The sequence below is a fragment of the Bradyrhizobium sacchari genome, from assembly GCF_002068095.1.
Lineage (GTDB): Bacteria > Pseudomonadota > Alphaproteobacteria > Rhizobiales > Xanthobacteraceae > Bradyrhizobium > Bradyrhizobium sacchari.
Genome location: NZ_LWIG01000007.1, coordinates 873,859 through 887,259, shown reverse-complemented (window position 1 = coordinate 887,259; position 13,401 = coordinate 873,859). Strand labels below are relative to the sequence as shown.

Genomic DNA, 13,401 nt, shown 5'->3' with positions numbered 1-13,401 from the left:
GCCTGTCCTGCCACAAGGGTCAGGGCCAGGCCATAAAGGGAACGGGAGCGCGGGAATGAACGTCCAAGGGAAAGCCGACGGGAAGAGTCTCTATCACGAGGTCCATGCGCGCTCGCTGGCCGATCCCGAGGGCTTCTGGGGCGAGGCGGCCAGGGAGATCGACTGGATCCAGCCGCCGAAGACAATCTTCGATCCCTCGCAGGGACCCTATGGCCGCTGGTTCACCGACGGCGTCGTCAACACCTGCTACAACGCGCTCGACCGCCATGTCGAACGCGGCCGCGCGAACCAGGTCGCGCTGATCCATGATTCGCCGCTGACGGGCTCGATCACCAAGGTCACCTATGCCGAGCTCCTGAGCGAGGTGCAGGCGCTTGGCGCCATCATGCAGGATTTCGGCGTCGCCAAGGGCGACCGCGTCATCCTCTACATGCCGATGGTGCCGCAGGCGGTGGTCGCGATGCTCGCCTGCGCGCGTATCGGGGCGGTGCATTCGGTGGTGTTCGGCGGCTTTGCCGCCAAGGAGCTCGCGACCCGCATCGACGATGCGCAGCCCAAGCTGATCTTGTCGGCGAGCTGCGGCATCGAGCCCGGCCGGATCGTGCAGTACAAGCCGCTGCTCGACGAGGCGATCAAGCTTGCCGGCAGCAAGCCGAAAGCGTGTGTTGTGCTGCAACGTCCGCAGCTCACCTGCGATCTGACGCCGGGGCGCGACTATGATTGGGCGAGCCTGCGCCGCAAGGCGATGAATGACGGCAACAAGGCGGCTTGCGTTCCCGTCGCCGCCACCGATCCGCTCTACATCCTCTACACCTCCGGCACCACTGGCATTCCCAAGGGCGTCGTGCGCGACAATGGCGGCCATCTGGTTGCGGTGAAATGGTCGATGTTCAACCTCTACGGCGTCAAGCCGGGCGAGGTCTGGTGGTGCGGCTCCGACATCGGCTGGGTGGTCGGCCACAGCTACATCATCTACGGCCCGCTGCTGCATGGCGCGACCTCGATCATGTACGAGGGCAAGCCGGTCGGCACGCCCGACGCCGGCGCGTTCTGGCGCGTCATCAGCGAGCACAGGGCGGTCGCTCTGTTCACCGCGCCGACCGCGTTCCGCGCGATCCGGAAAGAGGACCCGGAAGGAAAGTTCATCCGGCAATATGACCTGTCGACATTCCGTACGCTGTTCCTCGCCGGCGAGCGCGCCGATCCGCCGACGGTGGAATGGGCCGAGGAGCAGCTCAAGGTGCCTGTCATCGACCATTGGTGGCAGACCGAGACCGGCTGGTGCATCGCCGGCAATCCGGTCGGCCTCGGCATGCTGCCGGTGAAGCACGGCTCGCCGACGGTCCCGATGCCGGGCTATCAGGTCGACGTGGTGGATGAGGCGGCGAAGCCGGTGCCTGCGAACACCATGGGCTCGATAGTGATAAAACTGCCGATGCCGCCGGGCTGCCTGCCGACGCTGTGGAATCAGGATTCGCGCTTCAAGGAAGCTTATTTGAGCGAATTCCCCGGCTATTACAAAACCTCCGACGCCGGCTACAAGGACGAGGACGGCTATGTCTTCGTGATGGGCCGCACCGACGACATCATCAACGTCGCCGGCCATCGACTGTCCACTGGCGGCATGGAGGAGATCCTGGCCTCGCATCCCGATGTCGCCGAATGCGCCGTGCTCGGCGTCAAGGACGCGATCAAGGGCGAGGTGCCCTGCGGCTTCCTGGTGCTCAAGGCCGGCGTCCAGCGCCCGCCCGCCGAGATCGAGAAGGAGATCATCGCGCTGGTGCGCGACAAGCTCGGACCCGTCGCCGCGTTCAAGCTCGCCATCACCGTCGGCCGGCTGCCCAAGACGCGTTCCGGAAAGATTTTGCGCGGCACCATCAAGAAGATCGCCGACGGCGAATCCTGGACCATGCCGGCGACGATCGAGGATCCCAAGGTGCTGGACGAGATCGGCGAGGCGCTGAAGGGAAGGGTGTGAGGTTGCCCTTCTGTCATGCCCGGGCTTGACCCGGGCATCCATCAATGAGCAAGCAATTGCCTTGATTTCGATGGATTGCCGGGTCAAGCCCGGCAATGACGAATGAGACAGGACGACCAAATGTCAGCCAAACTCGCGCAGTATGGGGCCGTCTCCCTGCTCGCCATCGCTCTCTCCGCCTGCTCGGCGCGCTACCAGACGCCCGTGGCCATGGGCGGCGACGACGACGATGCCGTGTGCCAGGGCCGCGGCTATGCGCAGGGCTCGCCGGAATATGTGGCCTGCCGCAAGGACCGTGACGTCCAGCGTAACGCCGCCACCGCCCGTGCCGACCGGCGCCAGCGCGATCTCGGCGAATACATGCTGAACCATCCCGAGCGGCCGTGAGCACGGGGCAGGAATTATCCTGCTGCGCCACTGCCTCGCATTCGCATTTCCTCGTGACAGATCTGCAACGCCACGGCCAAATCGTGTCGCGTTAATCCTGATTTGATCGGCGTCAAATCCTTCCCCCTCCCCTTTCTGCTCTGACGCACATGTCGCGCAACGAAGCGCGCCTATGGCTGAAGGGGATTGAAATGGACGGAACGATAAGAAACTTGGCGCGGCTCGCGGCGCTTGGGACGGCTCTTGGCGCGATGCTTGCCGGGACCGTTGCACCAGTGCAGGCCGCTGATCTGCCGGTCTACAAGAAGGCGCCGCCGCCGGTGGAGGCGTTCAACCCCTGGATGGTGCGTCTACGCGTGCTCGGCGTATTGCCGGATGCCGGCGGCTCCACCGTCAATGTCGCGGGCGTTCCCTCGCTGTCGTCGCCGAATTCCGGCCTCTCGATCAGCGACCAGGTCGTGCCCGAGCTCGACATCAGCTATTTCTTCACGAAGAACATCGCGGCCGAATTGATCCTCGGCGTGACCAGGCACTCGATCAGCGGCACCGGGTCGCTCGCGAATCTGCCGATCGGCAAGACCACGCTGCTGCCGCCGACGCTGACGCTGCAATACCACTTCGACAATTTCGGCGCGTTCAAGCCGTATGTCGGTGCCGGCGTGAACTACACCGTGTTCTTCAACAACTCCGCCGCCAACGTGCCGGCTGCCATCGTCGGTCCGCCCGCGATCGTCGCCACCACCACGAACCTGCACGTCAGCAATGCCTTCGGCGGTGCCGTGCAGTTCGGCTTCGACTACATGCTCGACCGGCACTGGGGTCTCAACGTCGACGTCAAGAAGCTCTGGCTGCGGCCGGATTACTCGGCGACCGTCAGCGGCCTGCCCGTCACCGGCAATGCGCATATCGATCCGTGGCTGGTCGGCGCCGGCGTGACCTACAAGTTTTGAGATGGGTGTTGGGTAGGCATGAAACCTCACCGCGTCGTCCCGCCGGAGGGAGACGCGCAAAAAACAAAAACGCGGCAGGTTTTCCTGCCGCGTTTTGCTTGTGTTGCTCGCGATCGAAGAGCGGAGCCTACTGCTCGTCTTCGTCCTGCTTCTTGCCACCGAGCGTCTTCAGCTTGGCGAACACGGCGTCGACGTTGAGGTCGTCGCTGGACTTCTCCGCGGGCTCGTACTCGTCCTTGCGCGTTGTTTCGGACGCCGGCAGCAGGGTGGCGCCGCCATAGGCCGCGTCGATCGGCTTTTCCTTGGCCGCGCGCTGGACCTCAAAGTCCAGTTCGATCTGCGAGCAGAGGCCGAGGGTGACCGGGTCGATCGGGGTCAGCGACGACGTATTCCAGTGGGTGCGGTCGCGCACGCTGGCAATCGTGCTCTTGGTGGTGCCGACGAGGCGCATGATCTGGGCGTCCTTCAGCTCGGCATGGTTGCGCAGCAGCCAGAGGATGGCGCTCGGGCGCTCATGGCGGCGCGAGACCGGAGTGTAGCGCGGGCCCTTGCGCTTGGGCTGCGGCGGCAGCACCACCTTGCTCTCCTGCAGGCGAAGCCGGTAGTCCGGGTTCTTCTCGCCCTTCTCGATCTCCTCGCGGGTGAGCTGGCCGTTGGAGAGGGGGTCCATGCCCTTGATGCCCTGGGCGGCGTCGCCGTCGGCGATCGCGCGCACCTCGAGGGGATGCATCTTGGTGAAGTCGGCGACCTGGTCGAAGGTCAGCGCGGTGTTGTCGAGCAGCCAGACGGCGGTCGCCTTGGGCATCAGAGGTGCGTTGCTCATGGCAAATCTCCTTTGTGCTTCGCCCACCCCTCTGGAGGCGAAACCGGTGGTCATCAGCGATGACAGGGAATTCGCGCTATATAAGCCCGGAGGGGCTAGCCACGCAATGGTTCTGCTATAGATAGTGCCTTGACAGCGCCCGAAAGGGGGCCCAATTCCCTCTCTAGTCCCGTAAGCCCGTACCTAAGCCCTATTCATCCATCCGACCGCTTTCCCGCCCGTTTGGCGAGGTGATTCGGTCCCGAGATCGCCCAATGTCAGCCAAACCAGACCTCAAGATCGTGCTTTGTTCTCCCCGCGGCTTCTGTGCCGGGGTGGTCCGGGCGATCGACACCGTGGAACGGGCGCTCGATAAGTACGGCGCCCCCGTCTATGTTCGCCATGAGATTGTGCACAACAAATATGTCGTCGACGGGTTGAAGAAAAAGGGCGCCATCTTCGTCGAGGAACTGGCTGAAATCCCGGAAAATACCACCGCGCCGGTGGTGTTCTCGGCCCATGGCGTGCCGAAATCGGTTCCGGCCGACGCCCAGTCCCGCAACCTGTTCTCGCTGGATGCGACCTGCCCGCTGGTGACCAAGGTGCACCGCGAGGCCGCGATTCACTTCAAACGCGGCCGCGAGATCTTCCTGATCGGCCATTCCCATCACCCCGAGGTGGTCGGCACGCTCGGCCAGCTTCCGTCCGGCGCCGTGACCCTGATCGAGACCGCCGAGGACGCCAAGACCATCAATCCGAAGGACCCTGATAACCTCGCCTTCGTGACCCAGACCACGCTGTCGATCGACGACACCGCGGAGATCGTCGCGCTGCTGAAGGAGCGCTTCCCGAACATCAACGGTCCGCACAAGGAAGATATCTGCTACGCCACGACCAACCGCCAGCTCGCGGTGAAGAAGGTGGCGCCGGTGGTGGACGCGCTCATCGTTGTCGGTGCTCCCAATTCGTCGAACTCGCAGCGCCTGCGCGAGGTCGCCGAGCGCGAGGGCTGTAAGATCGCCGTGCTGGCGCAGCGCGCCACCGATATCGACTGGGGCAGGTTCGGCAACATCACGAGCCTCGGCATCACCGCGGGCGCCTCCGCGCCGGAAGTCATCGTCGAGGAGATCATGGACGCCTTTGCCGAGCGCTACACGTTGCACGTGGAGACGGTCTCGGCCGCGGAGGAGAACGAGTTCTTCCCGCTGCCGCGTCAGGTGCGCCCCGAAGCCGCCGCCGAGTAGACCTTTATGGCGGTCTACACCGACGTCGCCGCCGACGAGCTTGCGGATTTCCTGAAGCAATACGATCTCGGCGAGCTGCTCTCCTACAAGGGCATCGCCGAGGGCGTCGAGAATTCCAATTTCCTGCTGCACACCAGCCAGGGCTCGTTCATCCTCACGCTCTACGAGAAGCGCGTGGCGAAGAACGATCTGCCGTTCTTCCTCGCGCTGATGACGCATCTCGCCGAGCACGGCGTCAATTGCCCGCTGCCGGTGAAGGGAAAAGACGGTGAGGCGCTGCGTGAGCTGTCGGGGCGCCCGGCCGCGATCATCACCTTTCTCGAAGGCGTCTGGCCGCGCAAGCCGAACGCGACCCATTGTGCCGGCGTCGGCGAGGGACTGGCCCGGATGCATCTGGCCGGCGCCAATTTCGCGATTCGGCGCGCCAATGCGTTGTCGGTCTCGGGCTGGCGGCCGTTGTTCGACGCGGCCTCAAGCCGGGCCGACGAGGTGCAGCCCGGTCTGCGTGCGTTTCTCGCCGCCGAGCTCGATCATCTCGCGAGCGGGGTCTGGCCGACCAACCTGCCCGAGGGCGTGATCCACGCCGACCTCTTCAACGACAACGTCTTCTTCCTCGGTGACAAGCTGTCGGGAATCATCGACTTCACCTTCGCCTGCAACGACATGCTGGCCTATGACGTCGCGATCTGCCTCAACGCATGGTGCTTCGAGCCGGATCACTCCTTCAACGTCACCAAGGCGCGCGCCTTCCTCAACGCCTATGGCCGTGTGCGCAAGCTGTCGGAAGCGGAAGAGGCCGCGCTGCCGCTGCTGGCGCGCGGCGCCGCGATCCGTTTCCTGCTGACGCGGCTGGTGGACTGGCTCAACGTCCCGCCCGGCGCGCTGGTGAAGCCGAAGGATCCCTTGGAATATGTCCGCAAGCTGCGCTTCCACCAGAGTGTATCGAGCGTCCGCGATTACGGGCTGATGCCATCAGGGTTGGTCGCGTGAGCGAAAAGCCCGTCGTCACGATCTATACCGACGGCGCCTGCTCGGGGAATCCCGGTCCCGGCGGCTGGGGCGCCATCCTGAAGTTCGGCGACAAGGAAAAAGAGCTGAACGGCGGCCAGCCGCATACCACTAACAACCAGATGGAGCTGATGGCGGCGATCTCCGCGCTCGAGGCGTTGAAGAAGCCGTGCACCGTCGATCTCTACACCGACAGCCAGTATGTGCGGCAGGGCATCACGGGCTGGATCTTCGGCTGGAAGCGCAACGGCTGGCGCACCGCCGACAAGAAGCCGGTGAAGAACGTCGAGCTATGGCAGCGCCTCGACGCCGCCTTGAAGCAGCACGAGGTCCGCTGGCACTGGGTCAAGGGCCACGCCGGCCACCCCGAGAACGAGCGCGCGGATCAGCTCGCGCGGGATGGGATCGTGAAGGCCAGGCTGCAGCAGCGGGTGGCGGAGTAGGCGCGCGCATTTCTCTTGTGCAGCCGCGCCCCAATCTCCGCTGTCATCCCGGCGAAGGCCGGGATCCATAACCACAGGGTCAAGTTTGGCGAAGACTCGTGGTGACCAGCTCGTGCCGCAACTTCACCCTGGGGTATGGGTCCCGGCCTTCGCCGGGACGACACCGATAGTGCGGCCGCGAGCGGTGGCCGTCTTACAGCTGCCCGAGCAGCGTATCGCCGCCGGAGACCTCGACCTTGCCGGGCATCGCTTCGAGGTTCAGCTTCTTGACCACGCCGTCCTCGACCAGCATCGAATAGCGCTTGGAGCGGATGCCAAGGCCGTTGGCGGAGGCATCCAGCTCCATGCCGATCGCCTTGGTGAAGTCGGCATTGCCGTCGGCGAGGAAGACGGCCTCGTCGCGCTGGTCGGTGTCGCGCTTCCAGGCATTCATGACGAAGGCGTCGTTGACCGAGATGATGGCGATGGTGTCGACGCCCTTGTCCTTGATGGCGTAGGCGTTGAGGAAGATGCTCGGCAGATGCATCTTGTGGCAGGTGCCGGTATAGGCGCCGGGCACGGCGAACAGCGCCACCTTCTTGCCCTTGAAGATATCGTCGGTGGTCTTCACCTGCGGGCCCTCCGCCGTCATCACGCGGAATTTCGCCTCGGGCAGCTTGTCGCCAGTCTGGATCGCCATCGTCAGTCTCCCTGAAAATCGGTCCCGCTTTTTAGACCGGGCGGCGGGCCTGCACAATATTGCCGGCGGGGAAAGCGGCGCAGCCCGCCGCCCTTCACCGTGATGTCATCATCCGGAAAAGCCGCCTTCGTCGAGGAAGGCCTGCTCTTCCTCAGTGGTTGGACGACCAAGGGCGCGGTTGCGGTGGGGGAAGCGGCCGAACCGCTGGATGATGTCGGCGTGGACCCGGGCGTATTTCTGGTTTTCGGTATTGTCGGTGTTCGCAAACAGCGCGATGCAGTGCAACTGATCCGGCAGGTGCTCGGAATGCATGAAGGGCATGTAGAGGAATTCGAGCAGGATGGGATCGATCCTGCGGTCCACGCCCCGCTCGATGGCGCGGCGGGCGACGTCGCGCGCCAACGCGTCGCTGGCAAAGGCTTCCGGCGTGCCCCGAAACATGTTGCGGGGAAACTGGTCGAGCACGATGATCAGCGCGAGCGCGCCATCGTCGCTTGCCTCCCACGATGAGAGTTCGCCGCCGGCTGCCTTCTGCCATAGCGAAAGAAAGCGGCGCCTGACCTCCTCATCGAAGGCGTCACTGCGCTCGTACCAGCGCTCGCGGCCGGCTTCTCGCCAGAAGGCGAGAACGCCTGATGGTGCGATGTCGGGGGCGTCAGTCATGAACGGGAGGCGCGCTTTACGCCGCCTCCGCCTTCTTCTCGTCGCGAAGCTGCCGGCGCAGGATCTTGCCGACATTGGTCTTCGGCAGGTCGTTGCGGAATTCGATGTGCTTGGGCACCTTGTAGCCGGTGAGTTGCTCCTGGCAGAACTTGATCACGCCTTCCGCCGTGAGGTTCGGGTCCTTCTTCACCACGAACGCCTTCACCGCCTCGCCGGACCTGGAATCGGGGATGCCGATCACAGCGCATTCGAGCACGCCGGGATGGCTCGCGATCACTTCCTCGATCTCGTTGGGATAGACGTTGAACCCGGAGACCAGGATCATGTCCTTCTTGCGGTCGACGATCTTGGTGTAGCCCTTCTCGTCCATCACGCCGATGTCGCCGGTGCGGAAATAGCCGTCCGGCGTCGTCACCTTGGCGGTCTCCTCCGGCCTGTTCCAGTAACCCGCCATCACCTGCGGGCCCTTGGCGCAGATCTCGCCCGGCTGGCCCAGGGGCACCTCGTTGCCGTCATCGTCGCGGATCGAGATGTAGGTCGAGGGCACGGGTATGCCGATCGAGCCCGAGAACTCGGTCGTGGTCGCGGGGTTGCAGGTCAGCGTCGGCGAGGTCTCCGACAGGCCATAACCTTCAGCGATGAAGCAGCCGGTCACCGCCTTCCACTGCTCGGCCACCGGGCGCTGCACCGCCATGCCGCCGCCGTTGGAGATCTTCAGCTTGGAGAAGTCGAGCTTCTTGAAGTCCGGATGGTGCATCAGGCCGTTGTAAAGCGTGTTGACGGCCGGAAAGCTGTTGACCTGGTATTTTGCAAGCTCCTTGACGAAGCCCGCGATGTCGCGCGGATTGGGGATCAGGAGATTGCAGCCGCCGGCGCGCACCGCGAGCAGGTAGCAGGCCGTGAGCGCGAAGATGTGGTAGAGCGGCAGCGCGCAGACGACCATCAGCTGCTCGACATGTGGCGGCTGCGCCAGCGCAGGCTGGAGCCAGGCGTCGTTCTGCAGGACGTTGGCGACGATGTTGCGGTGGAGCAGGGTCGCGCCCTTGGAAACGCCGGTGGTGCCGCCGGTATATTGCAGGAACGCAACGTCGCCCGGCGAAAGCTTCGGCTTGTTGAAGGCGAGAGAGCGGCCGGCTGAGAGCGCGTCGTTGAAGGACACCGCGCCCGGCAGCGACCAGGCCGGCACCATCTTCTTGACGCGGCGGACGACGAGATTCACGATCACGCCCTTGAAGCCGAGCAAATCGCCCATGCTGGCGACGATGACGTGCTTCACCGGTGTCCTGGCGATCACCTGCTCGACCGTGTGGGCAAAATTCTCCAGCACGACGATCGCTTCGGCGCCGGAATCCTTGAGCTGGTGCTCGAGCTCGCGCGGGGTATAGAGCGGGTTGACGTTGACGACGGCGAAGCCGGCGCGCAGCACGGCGGCGGTCGCGACCGGATATTGCAGCACGTTCGGCATCATGATCGCAACGCGGGCGCCGCGCTGGAGGCCGCGGCCCTGCAGGTACGCGGCGAGTGCAACCGACATCTGGTCGAGGTCGCGATAGCTGATCGACTTGTCCATGCAGATGAACGCCTTGCGGTCGGCGAACTTGGTGAAGCTCTCCTCCAGGAGGTCGACCAGCGATGCGTATTGGGTCGGCTCGATATCAGCAGGCACGCCGGGCGGATATTGCTTGAGCCAGATGCGCTCCATGGAAAACTCCCCTCAATTTACCAGAGCCCGTTGTATCTCGGGCTTGCCTCATTGCCGCCAGTATCGAGCCTGCCGGAACGGGTGGCAAGCCGTCGAGGCTTAGGGCAAAGGTCGGAGAGTGGCTACTGGAATCGTCGTAGCCCGCGTTGCCGCAGGTGCGAAACGCGGGCTGCGGTTCAATTCCGAGGGGCGTTAACTGTTGTTGGCCGGCTTGGCGGCAGGCTTGGTTGCGGCCTTGGGCTTGGCAGGCTTCGCCTGATCGCCGCTCGCCGTGGGCTTTGCCGCCGCATCGGACTTGGCTGCCGCATGCTTGATCCCAGCAGGTTTGGCTGCGGTCTTGCCGTCGGCCGGTTTGGCATCCGGCTTTGCCGCAGCCGTCCTGGCGTCCTTCGGCTTATCGGCGGGTTTGTCGGCCGCGTCGGGCTTCTTGGCGACGCGCGACTTCTTGCCATGCGGCTTTGGCGTCGCCTGCTGGTCGGCGTCGGCCGCGACCGCCGCGATCAGGGCGGGGCCGGTGCGGGTCGGGCCGGTATAGACCAGCACGGGCTCGGTCGCCGCCGGCGCGGAGGCCATCAGCTCGGAGGCCTTCATCAGGGGCGGCTGGAGGCCGGCGGTGAAGAAGGTCACCTGGGCTTCGCCGCCGGTCGCGGACGCCGATCCGGACGTGGCGCCATTGGCTGCGATCAAGGCGTCGTCGTCGTCGCTCGCGGGCCGCTTGCGATGGCCGCCGCACATCTCGTCGCGCAGATTCGGTGGCGAGGCGTCGACCGGCACCAGCTTGTCGACGGTGCCGAGCGAGGGCCGGAGCCAGGTGAGACCGTCCTGGCTGAAGCCGCGCTCGAGCAGCTGCGCCGCCTTCACCGCGCGCGCGGTGCCGGAGTTCGCACCCAGCACCACCGCGATCAGGCGGCGGCCGTTGCGCGTGGCGGAGGCCACGAGATTGTAGCCGGAGGCGCAGATGAAACCGGTCTTGAACCCGTCGGCGCCGGGATAGCGGCCGATCAGCTTGTTGAAATTGCCGGTCACGCGCTTGCCGAAACGGATCGCCGGAATGTGCACGAAATATTCGTATTCGGGCAGGTCGCGCAGGAACGAGCGCGCGAGGATGCCGAGGTCGCGCGCCGAGGTGATCTGGCCGTCGGCGGGCAAGCCGTTCGGATTGACGTAGCTCGTCTGCGTCATGCCGAGCTTCTTGGCGGTGTCGTTCATCATCGCGGAGAAGCCGTCGATCGAGCCACCGACGCCTTCGGCGAGCACGACGGCCATGTCGTTCGCCGACTTGACCATCATCATCTTCAGCGCGTTGTCGACGGTGAGCTGCGTTCCCGGGCGGAACCCCATCTTCGACGGCGACTGGGAAGCGGCGGTCGGCGACACCGTGAGCAGCGTGTCGAGTGTCAGCCTGCCGTCCTTGACCGCCTTCAACGTCACATAGGCGGTCATGATCTTGGTGACGGAGGCCGGATACCAGGGAATGGTCGCGTTGTCCGCCTGCAGCACCTTGCCGCTGTCGGCCTCGATCAGCAGCAGCGCTTCGGCGCTCGCGACGCGCGGTGCGAGCAGCGCAGCGCATGCGAAGGTCGCGGCGAACAGGTTGAACAGGGACTTGCGAAGCAGCGGGCGAAGGGCGTGCACTATCCGATTCCGGTCCTTGGAGATCCGCCTGATACGGGCGGGTCTCGCGATCTGAGTTTCGGGTTCTGAAATCCGGCGCCGCCGCTTGCGGCGTTGCAAACCTATACCGGCTGGTGCGTCGAGAATAGGGGGATCGGTGCGGTATTCCGCAAGGAAGTAGGCCGAATTTCGACGGTCCTCTCGGGACTTGCTAGGGGGATTTCGCAGCTGTCGCAGCAGCCTCGGCGGCCGTCACGCTGGCCCGCGCCTTCTCCTGGACCATGAACTGGGCCTTGGCCATCTCGGCAAAATGGCCGCCTTTGGCCACGAGTTCATCGAAAGTTCCGGTTTCGATCACGCGTCCGTTCTCGAACACCAGGATCCGCGTGGCATTGCGGATGGTGGAGAGACGATGGGCGATCACGAAGGTGGTGCGGCCCTTCATCACTTCGTCGAGAGCGGCGTTCACCTTGACCTCGGTGACGGCATCGAGCGCGGAGGTGGCTTCGTCCAGGATCAGGATCGGAGGATCCTTCAGCAGCGCACGGGCGATCGAGAGGCGCTGGCGCTCGCCGCCCGAGAGCATGCGGCCGCGCTCGCCGGCATTGGTCGCGAAACCGCCGCTGCGCTCGATGAAGTCGAGCGCCTGCGCGCGCTCCGCGGCCTTGCGCATCTCGGCCTCGGTCGCATCCGGCTTGCCGACGCGCAGATTCTCCTCGATCGAGCGGTTGAACAGCAGCGCCTCCTGGAACACGACACCGATGTTCCGCCGCAGCGAGGTCAGCGTGACGCCGCGCACGTCCATGCCGTCGATCTTGATGATGCCGGATTGCGGATCGAAGGCGCGGTGCAGGAGCGCGATCGCGGTGGACTTGCCGGCGCCGGTCGGGCCGACCAGCGCGATGGTCTGGCCGGGCAGCGCGGTGAAGGTGAGGTCCTCGATGGCCGGCCGCTTGCCGTCATAGGAGAAGGTGACGTCGTTGAACTCGACGAGGCCGGACAGCCGCCTCGCGTCGATTGCGTCGGGCCGGTCGTGCACCGCGGGCACCGCGTCGAGCACATTGAAGAATTCGCGCAGGCGCGGGGCTTCCATGAAGACGTTATTGATGAAGCTCACGACCTGCTCGAGCTTCTGGATCAGCATGGTCGCGAAGCTCACGAACATCACGATCTCGCCGACGGAGGTGAGACCCTGGTCGTGCAGGGCGATGCCGAGGGTGAAGATCGCGAGCACCGTGATGGTGGTGGAGGCGCGCGTGATGACGGTGACGAGTGCCCACCAGGACAGCACCGGCATCTGCGCCGCCAGCAGCTCGTCGGCGACGGAGCGCAGCCCCTTCACCTCGGATTCGACGCGGACGAAGCTCTGCACCAGCGCGACATTGCCGAGCGCGTCCGAGGCGCGGGCGGAGAGCTCGCTGTAGTGCTCCTCGACCTCCATCTGCATGCCGAAGGTCTTGCGCACCACGAAGGTCGTCAGCGCGGTGAAGACGACGCAGAGCACGAACAGCAGGATCGCGAGCCGCCAGTTCAGGTAGAGCGACAGCGGCAACAGCACCACAACCGAGAGGATCGCGGCGAAGTGCTCGCGGAAGAAGCCGAGCCACAGCCGCCACAGCGCATCAGTGCCGTTGAGCATCACCTTCATCAGCCGGCCCGAATGGGTGCCAGAGTGGAAGGTCAGCGGCAGCTGCAGGATGTGCTCGAAATAGTCGGTCAGCACCGCCTGGCGCTGGCGGTGCGAGAGCCGGTCGGCTTGCAGGGCCACGAGCGCGCTGCAGGCGATGGTGAACAGTCCGAACGCCACCCAGGCGGCCAGAAACGGCCAGGCCGAGTTCGTGCCGGCCACCGTCTTGCCGGAGAGCACGTCGACGATCCGTCCGAACAGTACCGGCTCGGCGAATTGCGAGGTGGCGAGCAGGAGGTTGGCG

The 13,401-nt window shown here is 64.9% G+C and carries 11 protein-coding genes and 1 pseudogene; 6 read left to right on the top strand and 6 right to left on the bottom strand.

What is annotated here, in order from left to right:
* The first annotated feature begins 55 nt into the window (after nt 1-55).
* From A5906_RS10690 to A5906_RS10680, 3 genes are all read left to right on the top strand, one after another.
* The gene (locus tag A5906_RS10690; protein WP_080135117.1) at nt 56-1,978 is read left to right on the top strand and encodes a propionyl-CoA synthetase; all 1,923 of its coding nucleotides are present in this window, start codon (nt 56-58) and stop codon (nt 1,976-1,978) included.
* Between the two features lie 120 nt (nt 1,979-2,098).
* Nucleotides 2,099-2,365 (top strand): hypothetical protein, encoded by a 267-nt coding sequence (locus tag A5906_RS10685; RefSeq protein WP_080135267.1) that lies wholly within the window; start codon nt 2,099-2,101, stop codon nt 2,363-2,365.
* 191 nt (nt 2,366-2,556) lie between these two features.
* A complete protein-coding gene (locus A5906_RS10680) occupies nt 2,557-3,315 on the top strand; it encodes an OmpW/AlkL family protein (protein ID WP_080135116.1) in 759 nt (252 codons plus the stop codon).
* 127 nt (nt 3,316-3,442) lie between these two features.
* Here A5906_RS10680 and A5906_RS10675 read toward each other — a convergent pair whose 3' ends face one another.
* Nucleotides 3,443-4,138, bottom strand: coding sequence for a DUF1013 domain-containing protein (locus tag A5906_RS10675; protein WP_080135115.1), 696 nt, complete (start codon nt 4,136-4,138; stop codon nt 3,443-3,445).
* Nucleotides 4,139-4,392: 254 nt separating this feature from the next.
* Here A5906_RS10675 and ispH point away from each other — a divergent pair, with 254 nt between their 5' ends.
* Genes ispH through rnhA form a run of 3 tightly spaced genes read left to right on the top strand, consistent with a single transcriptional unit; the run spans nt 4,393 to nt 6,812 of the window.
* Complete coding sequence (ispH, locus tag A5906_RS10670) at nt 4,393-5,361, top strand: 4-hydroxy-3-methylbut-2-enyl diphosphate reductase (RefSeq protein ID WP_080135114.1); 969 nt, start codon at nt 4,393-4,395, stop codon at nt 5,359-5,361.
* A 6-nt stretch (nt 5,362-5,367) separates the two neighbouring features.
* A complete protein-coding gene (locus tag A5906_RS10665) occupies nt 5,368-6,351 on the top strand; it encodes a homoserine kinase (RefSeq protein WP_080135113.1) in 984 nt (327 codons plus the stop codon).
* Nucleotides 6,348-6,812 carry a ribonuclease HI gene (rnhA, locus tag A5906_RS10660; protein ID WP_080135112.1) on the top strand — a complete coding sequence of 155 codons (465 nt, stop codon included), beginning with the start codon at nt 6,348-6,350 and terminating at the stop codon, nt 6,810-6,812. The genes A5906_RS10665 and rnhA overlap by 4 nt, the downstream gene beginning before the upstream one ends.
* Before the next feature lie 193 nt (nt 6,813-7,005).
* Here the strand turns inward: rnhA and A5906_RS10655 are convergent, their stop codons facing one another.
* The 5 genes and pseudogenes from A5906_RS10655 to A5906_RS10635 form a co-directional block, all read right to left on the bottom strand.
* Nucleotides 7,006-7,491 carry a peroxiredoxin gene (locus tag A5906_RS10655; RefSeq protein ID WP_011084135.1) on the bottom strand — a complete coding sequence of 162 codons (486 nt, stop codon included), beginning with the start codon at nt 7,489-7,491 and terminating at the stop codon, nt 7,006-7,008.
* Nucleotides 7,492-7,599: 108 nt separating this feature from the next.
* Nucleotides 7,600-8,154 (bottom strand): DUF924 family protein, encoded by a 555-nt coding sequence (locus tag A5906_RS10650; protein ID WP_080135111.1) that lies wholly within the window; start codon nt 8,152-8,154, stop codon nt 7,600-7,602.
* A gap of 16 nt (nt 8,155-8,170) precedes the next feature.
* Nucleotides 8,171-9,856, bottom strand: coding sequence for a long-chain fatty acid--CoA ligase (locus tag A5906_RS10645; RefSeq protein WP_080135110.1), 1,686 nt, complete (start codon nt 9,854-9,856; stop codon nt 8,171-8,173).
* A gap of 192 nt (nt 9,857-10,048) precedes the next feature.
* Nucleotides 10,049-11,491: a D-alanyl-D-alanine carboxypeptidase family protein gene (locus A5906_RS10640; RefSeq protein WP_080135109.1), complete on the bottom strand. Its 1,443-nt coding sequence runs from the start codon at nt 11,489-11,491 to the stop codon at nt 10,049-10,051.
* 190 nt (nt 11,492-11,681) lie between these two features.
* Nucleotides 11,682-13,401: pseudogene (locus A5906_RS10635) on the bottom strand (glucan ABC transporter ATP-binding protein/ permease); the annotation flags it as partial.